Source organism: Sphingobium lactosutens, from assembly GCF_013393185.1.
In the GTDB taxonomy this organism is placed as follows: Bacteria; Pseudomonadota; Alphaproteobacteria; order Sphingomonadales; family Sphingomonadaceae; genus Sphingobium; species Sphingobium lactosutens_A.
Genome location: NZ_QJQX01000029.1, coordinates 117043 through 134522 on the forward strand (window position 1 = coordinate 117043; position 17480 = coordinate 134522).

At 65.3% G+C, this 17480-nt stretch carries 19 protein-coding genes and 1 tRNA gene; 9 read left to right on the top strand and 11 right to left on the bottom strand.

Annotated features, from left to right (window positions below):
* The first annotated feature begins 82 nt into the window (after positions 1-82).
* The 3 genes from DM806_RS03870 to DM806_RS03880 all read left to right on the top strand — a co-directional run bounded on the left by DM806_RS03870 (position 83) and on the right by DM806_RS03880 (position 2376).
* On the top strand, positions 83-961 hold the full coding sequence (locus DM806_RS03870) for a metallophosphoesterase family protein (protein WP_179041918.1): 879 nt from the start codon (positions 83-85) through the stop codon (positions 959-961).
* Positions 962-1303: 342 nt separating this feature from the next.
* Entirely contained in the window at positions 1304-1987 is a 684-nt protein-coding gene (locus tag DM806_RS03875) for a DUF433 domain-containing protein (protein WP_179041919.1), read from the top strand.
* Complete coding sequence (locus DM806_RS03880; RefSeq protein ID WP_179041920.1) at positions 1984-2376, top strand: hypothetical protein; 393 nt, start codon at positions 1984-1986, stop codon at positions 2374-2376. Before DM806_RS03875 ends, DM806_RS03880 begins: the two co-directional genes overlap by 4 nt.
* A 98-nt stretch (positions 2377-2474) precedes the next feature.
* On the opposite strand, the gene DM806_RS03885 is transcribed toward DM806_RS03880, so the two are convergent.
* On the bottom strand, positions 2475-3326 hold the full coding sequence (locus DM806_RS03885) for a class I SAM-dependent methyltransferase (protein ID WP_179041921.1): 852 nt from the start codon (positions 3324-3326) through the stop codon (positions 2475-2477).
* Between the two features lie 41 nt (positions 3327-3367).
* Between DM806_RS03885 and DM806_RS03890 the strand changes: the two genes are divergently transcribed.
* The 5 genes from DM806_RS03890 (at position 3368) to DM806_RS03910 (ending at position 5837) form a co-directional block, all read left to right on the top strand.
* The gene (locus tag DM806_RS03890; RefSeq protein WP_179041922.1) at positions 3368-4105 is read left to right on the top strand and encodes a ComF family protein; all 738 of its coding nucleotides are present in this window, start codon (positions 3368-3370) and stop codon (positions 4103-4105) included.
* 42 nt (positions 4106-4147) lie between these two features.
* Positions 4148-4405, top strand: a complete 258-nt coding sequence (gene grxC, locus DM806_RS03895; RefSeq protein WP_179041923.1) for a glutaredoxin 3 — start codon at positions 4148-4150, stop codon at positions 4403-4405.
* Positions 4406-4410: 5 nt separating this feature from the next.
* The gene (locus DM806_RS03900; protein WP_179041963.1) at positions 4411-5241 is read left to right on the top strand and encodes a carbon-nitrogen hydrolase family protein; all 831 of its coding nucleotides are present in this window, start codon (positions 4411-4413) and stop codon (positions 5239-5241) included.
* Positions 5238-5726 carry a DUF1178 family protein gene (locus DM806_RS03905; protein ID WP_179041924.1) on the top strand — a complete coding sequence of 163 codons (489 nt, stop codon included), beginning with the start codon at positions 5238-5240 and terminating at the stop codon, positions 5724-5726. Before DM806_RS03900 ends, DM806_RS03905 begins: the two co-directional genes overlap by 4 nt.
* Before the next feature lie 34 nt (positions 5727-5760).
* Positions 5761-5837, top strand: a tRNA-Arg gene (locus DM806_RS03910).
* A gap of 16 nt (positions 5838-5853) precedes the next feature.
* On the opposite strand, the gene DM806_RS03915 is transcribed toward DM806_RS03910, so the two are convergent.
* Complete coding sequence (locus DM806_RS03915) at positions 5854-6222, bottom strand: YciI family protein (protein ID WP_179041925.1); 369 nt, start codon at positions 6220-6222, stop codon at positions 5854-5856.
* A gap of 566 nt (positions 6223-6788) precedes the next feature.
* On the opposite strand from DM806_RS03915, the gene DM806_RS03920 reads away from it, so the two are divergent.
* On the top strand, positions 6789-8042 hold the full coding sequence (locus DM806_RS03920) for a glycoside hydrolase family 16 protein (protein ID WP_372859233.1): 1254 nt from the start codon (positions 6789-6791) through the stop codon (positions 8040-8042).
* Here DM806_RS03920 and DM806_RS03925 read toward each other — a convergent pair.
* From DM806_RS03925 to DM806_RS03965, 9 genes are read right to left on the bottom strand one after another with little or no spacing between them, the layout of a single operon-like run.
* Positions 8027-8956, bottom strand: coding sequence for a glycosyltransferase family 2 protein (locus DM806_RS03925; RefSeq protein WP_256869086.1), 930 nt, complete (start codon positions 8954-8956; stop codon positions 8027-8029). The genes DM806_RS03920 and DM806_RS03925 overlap by 16 nt on opposite strands.
* Positions 8953-10035, bottom strand: coding sequence for an acyltransferase family protein (locus DM806_RS03930; protein WP_179041927.1), 1083 nt, complete (start codon positions 10033-10035; stop codon positions 8953-8955). The genes DM806_RS03925 and DM806_RS03930 overlap by 4 nt, the downstream gene beginning before the upstream one ends.
* The gene (locus tag DM806_RS03935; RefSeq protein ID WP_179041928.1) at positions 10032-11180 is read right to left on the bottom strand and encodes an endo-1,4-beta-xylanase; all 1149 of its coding nucleotides are present in this window, start codon (positions 11178-11180) and stop codon (positions 10032-10034) included. The genes DM806_RS03930 and DM806_RS03935 overlap by 4 nt, the downstream gene beginning before the upstream one ends.
* Complete coding sequence (locus DM806_RS03940) at positions 11177-12130, bottom strand: glycosyltransferase family 2 protein (protein ID WP_256869087.1); 954 nt, start codon at positions 12128-12130, stop codon at positions 11177-11179. Before DM806_RS03940 ends, DM806_RS03935 begins: the two co-directional genes overlap by 4 nt.
* A gap of 11 nt (positions 12131-12141) precedes the next feature.
* Positions 12142-13095 (bottom strand): glycosyltransferase family 2 protein, encoded by a 954-nt coding sequence (locus DM806_RS03945; protein ID WP_179041930.1) that lies wholly within the window; start codon positions 13093-13095, stop codon positions 12142-12144.
* Positions 13092-14021 (bottom strand): glycosyltransferase family 2 protein, encoded by a 930-nt coding sequence (locus DM806_RS03950; protein ID WP_179041931.1) that lies wholly within the window; start codon positions 14019-14021, stop codon positions 13092-13094. The genes DM806_RS03945 and DM806_RS03950 overlap by 4 nt, the downstream gene beginning before the upstream one ends.
* The gene (locus tag DM806_RS03955) at positions 14014-15399 is read right to left on the bottom strand and encodes an O-antigen ligase family protein (RefSeq protein WP_179041932.1); all 1386 of its coding nucleotides are present in this window, start codon (positions 15397-15399) and stop codon (positions 14014-14016) included. The genes DM806_RS03950 and DM806_RS03955 overlap by 8 nt, the downstream gene beginning before the upstream one ends.
* A gap of 3 nt (positions 15400-15402) precedes the next feature.
* Positions 15403-16695, bottom strand: a complete 1293-nt coding sequence (locus DM806_RS03960) for a polysaccharide biosynthesis protein (RefSeq protein WP_179041933.1) — start codon at positions 16693-16695, stop codon at positions 15403-15405.
* Positions 16688-17467 carry a WecB/TagA/CpsF family glycosyltransferase gene (locus tag DM806_RS03965; RefSeq protein ID WP_306294740.1) on the bottom strand — a complete coding sequence of 260 codons (780 nt, stop codon included), beginning with the start codon at positions 17465-17467 and terminating at the stop codon, positions 16688-16690. The genes DM806_RS03960 and DM806_RS03965 overlap by 8 nt, the downstream gene beginning before the upstream one ends.
* Between the last annotated feature and the right edge of the window lie 13 nt (positions 17468-17480).

Genomic DNA, 17480 nt, shown 5'->3' on the forward strand with positions numbered 1-17480 from the left:
CCGCAATAACTCCGCACAAGGAATTTAGGTCCGGGGATTCGGGTCCTGGGGAAACTCAATCGCCCGCAATCGTTACTCCGGCATGGCTCGCATCGCCCATCTGTCCGATATCCATTTCGGCGCGCATGATCGCAAGATCGTGGACGCCGCCACCGCCTGGCTGGAAGAACGCCGCCCGGACCTGATCGTCATCAGCGGCGATTTCACCCAGCGGGCGACGGTCGACCAGTTCCGGCAGGCGGCGGCCTGGCTGAACCGGTTGCGCTCGGCGGGACTCAAGACCCTCGTCATTCCCGGCAATCATGACGTGCCGCTCTATGACGTGGTGCGTCGTTTCGCCCGGCCGCTGACGCGCTACAAACGCTATATCAGCCGTGACCTCTGCCCCTTTTACGAGGATGAGGCGGTCGCGATCCTGGGCCTCAACACCGCGCGGTCGTTGACGATCAAGGATGGGCGGATCAATCATGACCAGATGGACATGCTTCGCGACCGGTTTGCGCAGGTGCCGCCGGACAAGACCCGCATCCTCGTCACCCATCACCCGCTCTTCGCCATGCCGATCGGCAAGGGCGGGGAGTTGAGCGAGGCGGTCGGTCGGCATGACGATGCGGTGAAGGCGGCGTGCGAGGCGGGGGTGCATCTGGCGCTCGCCGGCCATTTCCACCGCACCTATGCGCAGGCCGCGCAGAAGATGGTGGCGCATAGCGGCGGCGCGCTGGTGATCCAGGCGGGCACCGCAACCTCGACCCGGTTGCGCAATGCCGAGCCGCAAAGCTTCAACTGGCTGCATGTCCGCCGCAACAACGAGATGGAGTTGCAGGTGATCGTATGGGACGGCGCGGCGTTCCGCCGGGCGAGCCATGTGGAATATCGGCGCGACGGGGAGGAATGGGCATCGCGCGATGTGGCGGATGCGCCGAGGGTCGGTGAGATGGCGTTGCGGCGTGGCTTGGGATGAGGGCGGGCGTAGGAAGCGCGGCGCTTAACTTCGCACATTTCCCGCAGATTTTGATATATTGTGAGGGGTGTTGGAAATTTTATTACGCGATGCGTTGGCTGCGCGGCTGACGGTGAGAAAGAGCGGTCGGCGATTTTATCATGGGTCGCGGCGATAGGACAGATGTTGAGCGGTGATGGCCGGTGAGGGACTGTCCGATTACCGGCGGGTACAAGCTGTTAGCTGCCATACCTGAACGCCGAGAGGCCGTTATCTTGAGGCAACGCGGTCACCGAGCTGCGTAGCAACCAATTATAACCAAAGCGCTTGGCGCTCGGCAAACGCTGTGGCTATACAGCGAACATGGAGACCACTGAATTTGGCATAGGCGCATACACCGCCCTAGAGGCTGCCCGCATGGTCGGGATGAGCCCTGCCACGCTGCGGCGATGGCTCCTTGGCTATGTACATGATGGTCGTTCAGAGGAAGCCCTTTGGCGCCCACAATATGCGCATGACGAAGACGGCGTTCTACTTGGATTTCGTGACCTCATTGAAGCGAGAATTGTTAACGCACTGCGTGAGAAGCGTATCGGTCTTCCTATGATCAGGAAGTGTATTGAACGTGCTCGAAAGATTGTAGGCGACGAGCGCCCATTTTCGACACAACAATTCAAGACCGATGGAAAGACGATCTTTCTCGAGATCACCCGCAATCTCGATGAGCCAGTATTCATCGATCTGCGCAAGAGCCAAGGTGTTTTCAAGAGGGTAGTCGAGCCAAGTTTACAGGATCTGGATTTTGGTCCGACTGGTGCAGAGCGCTGGTGGTTGCTGCATGGTAAGAAAACTATTGTAGCAGATCCTGCTCGTTCATTCGGCCAACCGATATTGACCGATTATGGTATCTCCACTGCCCGAGTTGTTGAGATTGTCGAGGCAGAAGGTTCGGTGGATCGCGCAGCGAAGGTGTACGAGATCAAACCGCGCGTAATCCGTGATGCCATTGCCTACGAGGCCAGCATCGGCAATCGCAAAGCAGCGTGAAGCTCTTAGTCGATAACAACCTACCTCCACGCCTCGCCCGAGGGCTTGCCGCGTTCTTTGATGACGAGCATGTCGTCATCCACATCAAGGACAAGTTTGGCAGAGGTAACCTCTCCGACGAAGATTGGATCAAGATTCTCGGACAGGAAGGACGCTGGTGCGTGCTGACTGGAGATCGCAATATTGCAAAGAAGCGCCCGTCTCGACAGCTATTCTTAGCCTCCGGCTTGATCGGCTTCTTTCCATCACCATCGGTTGCCAAATGGCCAGTAGAGCGCACTGCAGCACGACTGCTGACGCTTTGGCCATCCCTCGTCAACCTATCGGAATCGGTGAGCTCAGGTTGCTATGAAATCAGCGCGACAGGCGACCGCCTACGTGGGTTCTGACGTGCAAGGCGCGAATGTCCAATTGCAAGCTCAGTGAAATTGCAGGTGAACGGCTACAACTGGCGCATTTTACCCAGCCAAGCCGCAAACCCACATCCTCACTCCTTCCCCTTCAACGCCGCCGCCAGCGACATCGTCGCGCTGCCGCGGCGGGCGGGGGCGGCTTGGCTGGGGTCGGGTTTCCAGCCGGACAGGTAGATGAGCGCCATCTGCTCGGCGGTGCGGCCGTCCGGGTCGGCGGCGTCAGCGAAATGGGCGGCGGCGCGCATCAGGACGTCGCGCGTCAACGCCGGCGATCGGGTCGCCAGCGCATTGCCCGCGCCCATGCCGCGCAGGTCGTGCATCAGGCGCACCACGTCGCCGTAGCGGATATTCAGCACCTCCCCGTCGGCAACCGGCATGGCGAAGCCGGCGCGGCTGAGCAGATCGCCTGCCGACCGCACATCGACCTGCGGATGGACATGCTGGCCCGGCCGGTCGCCCTCGGCGGCGAGCAGCGCGGCCTTGAGGCGCGGCAGGCTGCCCGCGCCGGCGAAGGCCGCCAGCATCAGGCCGTCGGGCCGCAGCACGCGGCGCATCAGGATCAGCGCGCCGGGCAGGTCGTTGACGCTGTCGAGCGTACCGCAGGCGATGACCAGATCGAAACTGTCATCGGCGAAGGGCAGGGCATCCTCGTCCGCCTGCACGCCGCCGGCTGCTTTTGCCGCGAGGAAGCCGGGGTCGGCGCAGGCGACGCGCTTGCCCATCGCTTCCAGCGCGGCCCTTGCGCTGCCGTCGGGGCAGCCGATCAGCAGCACTTCGGGCAGATCGCGCTGCACGTCGCCCAACCGGTCGAGCAGTTCGTCGAGCATCGCGCGGTGGAGGAAGTCGTGATCGGCGAAACCGGCGATCATGCGGTCGCGATAGCGGGCGCGGCGAGTGCGGTCGAAAATGTCGGGGCGGGGTTCCATGGCGGGCCTTGTGCAACGGGCGCGAAGTGCGGACAAGGCAGATGATGTCGCTCCTTCCGCTTCTCAAGACCGCGCTGCGCCCGGCGGTCGATTATGCACTGCCGCCGCGCTGCCCCGGTTGTGGGGCGATCGTTGGGGAGGATTTCGCTTTCTGCCTGTCCTGCTGGAGCGGGATGGAATTTCTGGGTGAACCCTGCTGCGCGCGATGCGGCGTGCCCTTTCCGCATGATCTGGGGGAAGGGGCGGCGTGCGGCGCCTGCCTTGCCGAGCCGCCACCCTGGGACAGCGCGCGGGCGGTGCTGGCCTATGGCGATGTCGCGCGGACGGTCGCGCTGCGGCTGAAATATGGGCGGCGCATTGGCCTCGCCCGGCTGATCGCGAGACAGATGGTGCGGCATGTCGGGAGCGAGGAGGCGCTGATCGTGCCGGTGCCGCTGCATCGCTGGCGGCTATGGAATCGCGGCTTCAACCAGTCGGCGCTGATCGCCGATCATCTGGGGCGGCTGACCGGATGGGCGGTCGAGAAGCAGGAGTTGCGACGCGTGAAACGCACGGTACCGCTGCGTGGCATGAACCCGGCGGCGCGGGCAAAAGCGGTGCGCGGCGCGTTCGCATTGAAGCCGGGCCATGGCTTTACGGGACGGCGGGTGCTGCTGATCGACGATGTCCATACCAGCGGGGCGACGGCGGCGGCGTGCGCGAAAATGCTGAAGCGCGGTGGGGCGGGGGAGGTGCGGCTGCTCTGCTGGGCGCGCGTCCTGCCCGATGCCGTGGATTGACAAAGCAGGGCTTTGCCCCAATTTCCGGGGAAAGGAGTTATCATGGCCAAAGTCGAAATCTATACCAAGGACTGGTGCGGTTATTGCGCGCGGGCGAAGGCGCTGCTGACCGACAAGGGCGTGGCTTATGAGGAATATGACATCAGCCTGGGCGGCCCGAAGCGCGACGAGATGCTGGAACGTGCGCCCGGACGGACCAGCGTGCCGCAGATATTCATCGACGGGCAGCATATCGGGGGCAGCGACGATCTGTCGGCGCTGAATCGTGAGGGCAGGCTGGACGCGCTGCTGGGCCTGTGAGCAAGATGCGCGCCGCCCTGTTCCAGATGACCAGCGGGATCGATCCCGCCGCCAACGCCGCCGCCATCGTCGAGATGGTGAAGCGTGCCAAGGGCGAGGGCGCGGACATATTGTTCACGCCCGAAATGGCGGGATGCCTGGACCGCGACCGGGCGCGGGCGGCGGAGACGCTGCGCAATGAAGCGGAAGATGTGGTGCTGGCGGCGGTGCGCGAAGCCGCCGCGCGCGAGGGAGTCTGGGTGCATATCGGATCGCTGCCGCTGAAGGGCGAGCGGGCCGACGGGCGCTGGGCCAATCGCAGCTTCCTGATCGACGATGCCGGGGAAATCCGGGCGCGCTACGATAAGATCCATCTGTTCGACGTCGACCTCGCCACCGGAGAGAGCTGGCGCGAATCCTCGGTCTACGGTCCAGGCGAACAGGTGGTCGCGGCCGACACACCCTGGGGGCGGATGGGTTTTTCCATCTGCTACGACATGCGTTTCCCCGACCTCTACCGGGCGCTGACCAATGCGGGGGCGACGATCCTGCTCGCGCCCGCCGCCTTCACCGTGCCGACGGGGCAGGCGCACTGGCATGTGCTGCTGCGGGCGCGGGCGATCGAGGCGGGCTGCTATGTCATTGCGACTGCGCAGACGGGGCGCCATGAGGATGGCCGCGTCACCTATGGCCATAGCGTGGTGATCGATCCCTGGGGCGACGTGCTGCTCGACATGGGCGAGAGCGCGGGACTGGGGCTTGCGGACATCGACCTGTCGCGCATAGGGGATGTGCGCGGGCGCGTGCCGGCGCTCGCCAACCGCCGTATGATACCGAAGGACGTGACAATTTCGTGATCGTGTTCGACCTGAAATGCGGGAGCCATGGCCATGTGTTCGAGGCATGGTTCGGATCCAGCGCCGATTATGAGGATCAGAAGGCGCGGGGTTTGCTCGCCTGCCCGATGTGCGGCGATGGCGACGTGACCAAGGCGGTGATGGCCCCGGCCGTGGGCGCGAAGGGCAACAGCCGCCCTGATCCCGTGCCGGCGCCCGCTACCCCGAGCGGAGAGCCGGTCGCGCCGGTCATGAATGTCGCGGATCAGGCGAAGATGCAGGCGCTGGTCGAGGCGCTGGGGCAGGCGCAGGCCAAGGCGCTGGAAGGTTCCACCTGGGTCGGGCGCGGCTTTGCCGAACAGGCCCGCGCCATGCATTATGGCGAGCAGGATCGCGCCAGCATCCACGGCGAGGTCGCCCCGGCTGAGGCGAAGGCGCTGATCGACGAGGGCGTGGAGGTCGCGCCGCTGCCTTTTCCTGTGGTCCCGCCGCATGCGAAGAATTGACCGCAGCCGCGACGCGCAATAGAGCCGTCGCCGGGCACCCATAGCTCAGCAGGATAGAGCACCAGATTCCTAATCTGGGGGCCACTGGTTCGAATCCAGTTGGGTGCACCACCTTACCGTAAACAGGTCATTCCAGGCCGGTCAGATCGTGAAACGGCCGGATTTCGATCGCGCTTGGCCCCGACATCGGATTGGGGCATCGCTTCACCCAGGCGACCGCCTCGGCCATATCCTTGACCTCCCAGAGCCAGAACCCGGCGACCAGTTCATCGGGATTCGGGAAGGGGCCGTCGATGACACTGCGGTCGGACCCGTCGAAGGCGACGCGCTTGCCCGCAGAGGAGGGCTGCAGGCCGTCCGCCATGATCAGGATGCCCGCCTCGCGCAGTTCGTCGTTGAACCGGCCCATGGCCGCCATCATCGCCTTCGACTCGGGCGTGGGGGTAAAGCCCCCTTCGCTGTCCTCGGTCGCCTTCACCAACACCATCACGCGCATCCTCCGTCTCCTTCTTGTCGTCTGCGGCATCGACCGGCGGCTTTCGTTCCGGGCAGATCGCACCGGCAATTCCAGCTAGGGCAAGTGTCGGCGATTGAACGGAGCGTGCAAATCCTTTTCGATCGGCGACTCATCCGAATCCCGTCGGAACGCCCGATTTTGCGATGAGAGGAGTCCAATTCACGGCTCGTCGCAAAATGTCCTTGGAACACGATGAGCGGTTGTTGCGAGGAAGCTTTTGTTAACCCCCATCGCCGACCCTTTGGGTTAATCGACATCAAGTTCCAACGAAACCGAAAGCGCGGCTTTCGGGCACCGGAGACCGGACACTGGTCCGCCTATGCCGGAGCACGAATGGCGCGTCATGCCGGCAGGTGTGGGCTGAATGACGATTGGCCCTCGGGCACATAACAACATGGGGAATATCAATGGTCGCCAAACATACTGGCTCCCTTGTGGGAGCCGGGTTAGCCCTGTCGTGCGTCTTCGCTGCCGGGGCTGCCACCATATTGTCGATAAGCACGACGTCGACGACGAGTTCGGGCGGGTCGACGACGACTGCGTCTGTGTCCTCCGCGGTAGCGACGACGACGGCCACTGCGCCGATCGCCAACCCTCCGGCGTCATCGACGTCGATCGCCTTTTCGAGCTTCGACTTCGCAAACGGCACGAAGCTGCCGGACAAGGCGACCTTGTGGGTGGGCAATGCGACGTTCCGGCCGGGGAGCGGCGGCACGGCCTATGTGCCGGTGAAGCTGGACCGGGCGACGCCCAACACGGTGATCGCGCGGATCACCACGGTGAACGGGTCGGGCACATTGCGCGCCATTTCAGGCTATAATTACCAGACGGTCGACAAGGTCGTCATCTTCCGCCCGGGCGATCCACTGGAGCAGACGGTCGAGGTGCCGATCATCGCCGCAACCGCGGGGCAATTCTTCCAGCTCAAGCTGCGCGAGGCGCCCTGGGGCGCGCTGCAGGGCCAGTCGGTGGCGTCGGTCACGGCGAGTTATGCAGCGCCGACGGCGAAGTCGACAGGCAGCTTCCGTGCCGCGCGCACCTTCAAGGCGACGGGTACGCTGCAATTCACGCTGGCCAAGTCTACCCACAAACGGTCGCCCGATGGCGGATGGGATCGCTGGGCGACGTCGCTGTCGCATGGCCGCACCCAGATTGCCAATGAGGAAACCGGCCTCTATCTCGATTCATCGATCTGGCCGGGCATCGAGGGGCCGGTCTATTGGGGAACCAAGGGGCTGGTCCTGCATACGCAGAAGCTGGCGCAACCGATCTACCATGAGGGCCAGAACTGGAAATATGGTTCGTCGGTGCTGGACGGGCGCAACTTCATCGCGTCGCAGATCGGCTATGGCCAATATGAATGGGATGCGCGGATGCCGACCCGGCGCGGGTCATGGCCGGCCTTCTGGCTGGTGTCGACCAGCGGCTGGCCGCCGGAAATCGACGTCTATGAAGGCTTTGGCTATCAGAGCTACTGGGATTTCGACCGCCATATCGGCCAGACCATCCATGGCGGGTCGGGCGGCTACCGCGCCTTCCAGCGCGGCGTCGTGATCCAGACCGAGCAGGCCTATGGGCTGAAGGGCTATACGGAGGATTTCCACCGCTTCGCCGTCGATATCCAGCGCGACTACATCACCTGGTTCGTGGACGGGAAAGAAACCTACCAGTCGGTCAACCCGTTCAAGGGCTTCCGCTGGTATCCGATCATGGACGTCGCGGTGAAGACCAATGGCGCCTATAATGACGGAACGGGCGACATGACCATCCGCAGCTTCAAGATCTACAGCGCGCCATAAGCCTTCTGAGCGCCGCCCGCGAGCGCGTAGAGGCGGCCCCAGCTCTTGATCCACTGCCCGGCGATGTCGACACGATGTGCGCCGGGCAGCAGGATGGCGGGAAGGCCCGCCGTGCGCAGCGCCACGATGCCGACCGACCGGACCAGCAGCACGGGCATCGCCGTATCCTTGCACCGGGCCATGGTTTCGGTGCAGCCGATGCGCCACATGCGTTTGAATACCCAGGACAGGCGGGCGCGTTCGGGTGGTACCCATTCGCTGACCCGCGCGTCGGGCGCCCAGCCGAAACGCGCGCCGGCCCGCGCCAGCCGGGACAGATAGTCCAGATCCTCGCCGCCGCTGCGGTTGAAACGCGGGTCGAACCAGGGACGGTCCAGCATCTCCAGCGCGGCGCGGCGGATCAGCAGATTGTTGCTGGCCCAGAGCATGTCGGTTGCGCCGTGCGGACGTTCCTCGGCCCGGAACACCAAAGTCTCCCGCGCCCAGCGCGGGGCGGGGCCGACGAACATGGAATCGACCGGCCCGGCGACGACATCGGCATCCACCGCCGCCTGGCAGGCAAGCAGCGCGTCGAGCCAGCCGGGCTGGGGCCATTCATCATCATCGATCATGGCGAGAAAGCGCATCGCCGGGTCGCCCAGCGCAGTCGCGACGATCGCGTTGCGCACGGCGCACAGGCCCGGTTCCGGCACGGGCAGCAACGTCACCGGCAGGTCGTAGCCCGCGCCACGTAGCGCCTCCACCACGACGGCGCCTTCCTGCCCGGCCGGATCATTGTCGGCGATCAGCAGCATGACGTCATGCCCTGCGACGATGCCCGGCAGCGTCTCCAGCAGATGGCGCAGTTGCTGGGGACGGCGAAAGGTCGGGACGGCGATCCAGATCGGATGGCCCATGCCGGTCATGCCGGTCATGCCGTCGCCTGCCGCGCCTCGCGCCGCCTGCCGGCTTTTTGCAGCCACTTGATCAGCCGATGCCCGCGCACCTCGACCAGCGCATAGCTGGCCCAGCAGAGCAGCCAGGTCGCGACCAGCATGGCGAGGATGAACAGCCCGTCCATTCCGGTGACGCCGCGACCATGGGCCATCGTCATGGCGCGCGCCACGACGTCTCGGACGAGCGGATGCCAGAGGTAGATGGAATAGCTGATGAGGCCGAGATGGAAGCTGACCGGGTTGGACATGACGGCGCGCGCCGCCGGGCCGTTATAATAGCAGCTCAGCACCAGCGCCGGCATCAGGCAGACGACGAGGATATCGCGCTTGTTCGGCAGCCAGAGCGCGACGCCGATCAGGGCGCAGATCGCCAGGAAGCCGCCGGGCCGGTCGATCAGCGCCTTGCACCAGCGCCGGTCGGCGACGCGATAGGCGAGCACGCCGATCGAGAAGCCGGCAAGGCAGCGCAGCAGGGTCAGCACGGAATCGCTGTCATTGACGTCGAGCGGGCCGCTCGATCCGTGACCCAATCCCGCAACCAGCGCGAGCGCCACCACTGCCGCCGCGCCCTGCAACCACGCAATGCGGGAAAAGGCGAGGAAGGCGATCAGCGGATAGGCCAGATAGGCCGCGACTTCCGTGCTGACCGACCAGCTATTGCCTGCGATCGGCTCCGTGCCCCAGCCCCAGCTCTGTATCATCAGCAGGTTGCTGATGACATTGGGCGCGTCGAGCGTGATCGCCTGATTGCCCGACACGTTGAGCAGGATGCGCGCTGCGAAGACCAAGGTCACGATCAGATGCAGCGGCCAGACGCGGGCGATACGGTTCACAAGGAAGTCCGCATAACTGGCCCAGCCGGGACGGCCCATCACCCGTTCATGATAGCCCAGCGAAATGACGAAACCGCTGAGGATGAAGAACAGGTCGACCGCCAGATAGGCGCGCGAGAAGAGGGGCATGGCATAGGCCGCGAAGGTCGGATTATGCGGAATATGGTAAAGCAGCACCGATACCGCCGCGATGCCGCGCAGGCCGGTGAGCGAGGAAATCCTCATGCGTTATGACTCCGAGGGCTGGCCTGACGCCGCGCGGCGGGGGCGGCATCGAAGGCGGCGCCGATCGCATCCCAGAGCGGTTTGCGGCGCATTTTATCGTCGAGGGGCAGGCCGCGCGACAATTGTCCGTCGGGCCATTTATAGTCGGGGAAGTTGGACAGCCAGCTATAGCGGTCCGACAGGCCCCAGCAGAGCAGCGCCTGCGTTGCCGGATTGTCGAAGGCGACGTCCAGAAACGCCTTGCCGATGGAAGCCACTTCCCGATCGCGCTTGTCGGGATTGGGCGGACCGCCCCGGTCGGCCACGTCGAATTCGGTGATCGAGAGGCTGAGACCGCGGTCGCTCAGATCCTTGAGGAAGCGAGCGAAGATATCCTGGTTGAAGCCTTCACGGAAGGGTTTGAGATGGCCCTGTATGCCGATGGCGTCGACCGGCACTTTGCGCGCCATCAGCCGGTCGACCAGTTTCAGCATCGCAGTACGGCGGCGTTCGCAGCGGGGGGAATCATGCTCCACCCCATAGTCGGTCAGGAACAGCATCGCATTGGGATCGGTCTCGCGGGCGTGGTGGAAGGCGAGATCGATATACTCCTCGCCCAGCGCGCGCATCCACATGCTGTCCTGGCGCATGCCGTCGGCACGGCCCTCATTGGGTTCCAGCGGCTCATTGACCACGTCCCATTCGGCGATCTTGCCGGCATAGCGGGGCATGGCCGCGTCGATATAGCTGAGCATCAGCTTTTCCCGCCCGGCATGGTCGGCTGCTTGCAGCGCGGGTTCCAGCCAGTCGGGATTGGCGGCGTACCAGACCAGCGCATGGCCGCGCGCGCGCATCCTGTGCTCTTGCGCGAAGTCGATGATCTGGTCGGCGCCGCTGAAATCGAAGCGGTCCCGCTTCGGTTCGGTGGTGCCGCGCTTCAGTTCATATTCCTCGACCACGATGTCGCATTCGCGCGCGACGGCGGCGGTGAAATCGGGATCTTCGCGCAACTGGCGCGACTTGATCGCCGCGCCGAACCAGCGGCCTGAACGACGCGCTCGCGTGGCGAGGCTCTCGGTCGGTGCGCCGTCGCGCGCATAGCTTTGCGGCATCGGCGCGCAACCCGACAAGGCGAGGGCGCCGGCCAGAAATTCGCGCCGTCTCAAAGCCGTGGTCCCTTGCCGACGAGCATGTGGGAGAAATCGATCCAGCCGTCCGACATGCGGCGATAGACCGGGTCGGGCATGACGATCTGGAGCAGGACGGTGGCGGCGAGGCGCGGCTTGAACGCGCCGCGGCACAGCGCCGAGAAATAATAGCGCATCGCCCGGCGGCGGCTGGTCGGCCAGATGCTCTTGGCCGCGTGCCAGCCCATATAGGCGGAAAAGGCTTGGCGCGAGATATGGGGTTGCAGGTCGCGCAACCAGATGAGGTTGCCGACATTGTCGCGCACCTGCGACAGGCGGTTGCCGGTCTGGCGGTCGGTCCAGATGGTGCCGGGCCGCTCCGTCATCAGGAAGCGACCGCCCGCGAGCGACAGGCGCATCGCGAAATCGGTATCGTCGCCAAAGCCGACATCCTCGCGATAGCGGACCTTCTGCGCCAGCGCGCGGCTGAGCGCCATGCTGCTGGTCTGGATGAAGCCCCGGTCGCACATCAGATAGCTGTCCATCGTCTCGTCGGCGGCGATGGCGCGCGGGGGCTTCAGGAAATGGCGGCCTGCGCCCCGGTCGGCGACGACCTGGCCATAGGCGACGATATCCTCGCCATGCTGGAGCAGCACCAGCAGGTCCGACAGGTGATGCGGCAGGAACAGGTCGTCGCAGTCGAGAAAGGCGATATAATGGCCGCGCGCATGGTCGACGCCCGTGTTGCGCGCTGCCGCCGCCCCGCGATTGGACTGGACGATCACCGTGAGCCGGGGATCGTCGATGCCGCGCAGCGCGACGTCGGTCTGGTCGGTCGAACCGTCTACGACGACGATGACCTCTATCTCGGCAATGCTCTGCTCCAGCGCGGAGACGACGGCGGCGACGGTTTCCTCACGTCGCTGATAGCTCGGGATGACCACCGAGAAGAGCGGCGTCGCCGTCGTGCCGGCGCTTGTGGGGGCCATTTCCATCAGTTTCATGACGCGCGGCGGGCGGCTTCCGCCTTGCCGAAATGCAGGACGAACCGGTTGACGAGTGACCGGTAGAGCGGCTTGGGCAGATAGGATCGCAGCACCTGCCGGGCGATGATCTTGGGTGGCACGCCGCCTGCGACCAGTCCCACCGCCAGGTCGCGGATCGCCAGCACCGGCCGGATCGGCGCCATATGATAGGCAAGGACCGTCGCACGATAGCCGCGCCGCGCCCGCCTCGTCAGCATATGACCACACCGGTCGAGCCAGTCGAGCGAGGTCTCATAGCCCTTCACATAGGAAGTGCGTCCTGCCTCGGTCGCGTCGAGCCAGACGGTCAGCGGCTGGTCGATCATGCGGAAGCGCCCGCCGGCGCCCTGCAAGCGGACGCAGAAATCGAGATCCTGCCCCTTCTTGAGCGCCGGGTCGAACAGCACTTCGCGCGCCATGTCGGTGGGCACGACCATGGTGGAAGTCTGCATGAACTGGTTGGCGCAGAAGAGATATTCGCCGACATCCTCGCCCTCGCGGATGCCACGGTCGGGACGGATCCAGTAGCGGTCGACGCCCCGGTCCACTTTCATCCGCGAATAGAGGACGGTGCGGCCGTCATCCTTCGCCAGCGCCCTGGCCATGATCGACAGCTTGCCGGGCAGGAACAGGTCGTCGGAATCGAGGAAGGCGATATATTGGCCGTTCGACGCCAATATGCCATTGTTGCGCGCCGCGCCGCCACCCGCATTGTCCTGCCGGATATACCGGACGCGCGGGTCGCCGATCGCGTCGATCACCGGGCGCGGATCGTCCTTCGACCCGTCGTCGATGACGACGATCTCCAGATCCTGCCAGTCCTGCGCCAGCACCGACCGGATCGTGTCGCCGACAATGTCCGCCCGGTTATAGAGCGGGATGACCACGGAGAAAAAGGGACGGTTATTCTGATGCGTCGCATCGCTCATGCGCCATGCACCTTTCGATATTCTTCATAATGGAAACCGGCGAGGCCGGCGACTTTGCCGGCCGCGCGATAGAGGCGGCCGAGCCGCTGGATGCGCTTGCCCCGGTCGAGCGTCAGCAGCGCGCCCAGTGCGCCCGACGCCGCGCCGCCCAGGATGCGGGGCGTTTCGCCGACGAGCGCGCGCAGCCGCCCCTTGTGGAAGCGTTCGACCATCATGTCGGTCATGCCGATGCGATAGCCGCGCATCAGCAGCCATTTCTGCGTCACCCGGCTGGCGGGGATGAGTTCGGTCACGACCGCATCCTCCGACCAGGCGAAGCGGTGGCCGGCGCGCTGCATGCGGGAAAAGAGCTGCTTGTCCGACCCACCGGTCAGCGCCATCCGCTCGTCGAACGGGGCGTCGCCCATGGCGCGCAGGGCGGAAGCGGCGATCAGCACATTGGCGGTGCTGTCGACCAACTCGACCGGACCGGACTTGCCGCGCATCTTGGGCTGGAGCAGGGGGTGGGGGGCGGCCCAGCCGGGCACCGGGGCGTCCATCTCGCGCAGCACCGCGCCGCCGACGACATCGGCATGCCATTGCAGCGCCGCGCCGACCATGGCGTCGAGCCAGCCGGGGGAGGCGGCCTCGTCATCGTCGAGCATCGCGACATGGGTGACGTCGGGATGGCCGAGCGCCTGCGCGACCAGAGCGTTGCGGACGCGGGGGATGCCGCGTTCCGCGACCAGGATGGCGCGGATCGGCCAGCGATAGCCCTGGGTCGCGATGCGCTCCACCACGGCCATGCCCTCCTGCCGGGAGGCGTCGTTGTCGGCGACGAGTATTTCGAGCGGAAACCGGGTGTCCAGTTGCGCGATCGATTCGAGCGTGCGCAGCAGCCCCTGGGGCCGATTGCAGGTGGCGATGCCCAGAACGACCTTAGTCATGGGCAGTCTCCTGATTACCGGCCAGATAGCGCCGGTTCCAGGCCGGGCGCGGGCGCGCCTTGAAGGTGGCGTGCGCGGTCGCGATCGCCGCGAGGAAGATCACCCAGACCTGGCGATCCTTGTCGAAGAAGGAGGTTTCCAGCAGATTCTGGTACATTACGAAAACCCATATGGCGAAGGCCGGCACCATCAGATGCTGGTTCTCGCGGGTGGACCCCGTCAGGAACCAGTAGGCCGGCAGGGCAAGGAAGCTGAGCAGCAGCATGAGGACGCCGAGCGGCCCGGTCGTGACCCAGATTTCCAGATAGCCATTGTGCGAATGGGCCGTCAGCATCTGGAACTGCTGGTTCAGATAGTCATGCGCGGGCGATTGCGCGCCGACCTGCCAGAAGCCGCCGAAGCCCGCGCCCAGATAGGGATGGTCGGCCAGATAGTCGAACACCACGCGCCAGATCGACACGCGCCCGGTGAAGGCGGTGGGATCGGCGAACAGGCGCTCTACCGTCGGCTGATAGGCGATGTAGAGCGCCAGGAAACCGACCATGCCGAAGCCCAGCATCAGCAGCAGGATCGCGCGCTTCTGGGTATTGCCGCTGAGGGCGCGATAGATGTTGCTGATCGCCAGCATGCCCACGCACAGCGCCAGCGACGTCTTGCTCTTGGTCCCGATCACGAAGACGAAGGCCATGACCGCGAATAGTGCATAGTACCATTTACGCTTGTCGATCCACGCATTGCCGCAGACAATGAAGGTCAGCGCCATGACAGCGCCGGCGATATTCTTGTGGAAGAAGAAACCGCGCCAGGCGCCGATCAGCGCCTTGTCGCTTTCGGTTGGCGGATGGACGGCCGCCGACGTCAGCGGCAGCGAGATCCAGCAGATGAGCAATGAGACGATCAGCGCCCAGCGCAGGGCGTCGAACAAGCGTCGCGGCCCGATCAGCGACAGGGCGCAGAAGGTGATGTAGATCACGATCAGCTGCTGCATCGCGCGCTTGAACGACACGAAGGGATCGACACCCCAGGCGCAGGTAATGAAGAACCATATCAGCATGATGGCGAGCGGCCAGAAGCTGAACCTGTAACGCAGCGGCTGCTTGCGGATGGCCTGCACCGCCGTCAGCAGCAAGGCGAAGCCGATGAACACCGCCTGCTTGAACAGATCGGACCCGTCATTGGCCTGGGCCATCGCCACCAGTTCGTCCTGCGTGCGCGATCCGAAGGGCTGCTGGCCGATGAAGACCATCATCAGGAAGACGAAGTAGAAGATCTGGGCGATGAGGACCAGCGTATCGCTGCCGCCGTCCGTGATGGGGGCGGTGCGGATGGTCCTCGTCGGGGTCGGGGCATGACCGATGCGGCGCCAGCTTGTCGCCATGGTTCAGCCCTCCGCCTGTTGCGTGCGGCGCCACTGGCGGTCGAGCCGCCAGATACCCAGCATCATCACCAGCTGCGACAGGACCACGCCGCCGATCGACAGCACCGGATCGGCGCCCAGCACGATCAGCGTCACCGCGACGACGCCGACGCCGCAACTGCGCAGGCTTTGCGCGGCGAGCGGGCGGAAGGCGCGGCGCGCCTGCGTCATCACGCTCATCGGCGTCTGCACGCACTGGACCAGGGAAAGCAGAGCGCAAAGCCCGACAGCAAGGACGACGGCCTGATGGTCGAGCGTGGGCTTGAGGATCAGGCCGGGGAAAAACTCCAGCACGATCGCCGCGACGACGCAGGTGCCGAGCCACAGCATGACGAGGGCGGCCATGAACATGCGTTCGGACTTGATCGCCGCGCCATGGTCGCCGCGCGCGACGGCGCGGGTCATGCGGGGGCGCTCCAGCTGGGTCAGGGCGGTGATGCAGACATTGACCGGGCGGAAGAAGAGCATGCCGACCGCGATCGGCGCGAAGGCGGTCGGACCGGCCAGCAGGGTCACGATATAGCTGTGCGAATTGGACGTCGCCTCGGTCGACAGCACGCCGACCAGCGTCCAGGCCGATTGTTCGCGCCATACCGGACGATAGGCGCGGAGCGCGCGGCCCGGCCCCATCGCGCCATGGCGGCGCAGGAAGGCAAGGCCGAAGGGCAGCATGCCGATCAGGCTGGCGGCGACCAGCATGCCGCCGATCGCAGGCAGGCTGGCGCCGGTGCGCATGGCGATCGTCAGGCCGATCAGGATCGTGCCGGCATAGGCAAGGTCGGACCGTGCGGCGCGCATCGGGGCATGATGGGCGTAGGCGTTGGACCGGCCGAACCAGCGGATCAGCGAGAAGGTGCCGGCCAGCCCGAACAGCAGGGCGGCGGCAGGAGAGGCGGTGGCCCAGGCGATCGCGGCGCAGAGCAGCCCCTGGCTTGCCGCCAGCAGCAGGTTGACCGGGAAGAAGAAGTCGAAGCGGCGCGCGTCCGCTTCCTCGCCCTGGTTGACCGCAATCGTATAGGGCGTGGATACCAGCGCATTGGACAGGCCGTAGCCGAACTGGATGATCACCAGCAGGAACGCCAGCGTACCGATCGCCGACGTCCCCAGATGGTGGATGGAGAAAAGCTGGACGGCCAGATGGCTGACCGACACGATCGCCGACGACAGGCTGGCCAGACCGAAGCGGCCGAGCACGCTGCCCAGGCGCTGGATGCGGCCCGTCGCCGGGCGTTGTTCAGCGACCTGCGCTTCAGCCATGGCGATGCTTCCAGATCAGCCAGAGCGCATGGGGATTGGTGGTGAGATACCGCCAGGCGAGTTGGCGCGGCCGCGTCACCATGCGGTGCAGCCATTCCAGCCCGGACTTCTGCATCCACATCGGCGCGCGTGGATAATCGCCGGTCACATAGTTGAACAGGCCGCCGCAGGTGACGATCCAGCCGGCCTTGATGCGGTGGCGGTTGCGCACGCAGAAGGCCTGCTCGCGCGGCTTGCCGGTGCCGACCCACAGGACATCGGGGGCCGCGGCATTGATCGCATCGATCACCGCATCCTCATCCTGCGCCGACCAGAAGCCGTTGCGCCGTCCCGCCAGTTGCAGTCCCGGCGCGAGGGCGGTGATCCGCCGGGCGCATTCGGCGTTCACCGCTTCCGCGCCGCCCAGCAGATAATAGGTCACGCCCAATGCCGCCGCGGGCTTCAGGCTGTCGATGAACATGTCCGTGGTGCTGGACCGGTCGGCGATCTCCGACCCGCCCAGCCAGCGGGAGGCGGCCACTACGACCTGCCCGTCCGCATGGATCAGGTCCGCCTGCGCCAGGTCGGTGCGGAAGGCGGAATCGCTGGCATTCATCGACAGGCCCTGGCCGTTGCAGTCGAACACCAGCCAGGCGGGCTGGTCGAGCGATCGGCGCAGTGGCGCTTCACGCAGCATCTTGTCGATCAGCGCCTTGAGCGATAGGGTCGACACCGCAATGCCGCCGACCTGTGCGACCGGGGCTTCCGCGCGCGCGCCGTCCGGCCAGGGCATCGGGTTGCCGGCA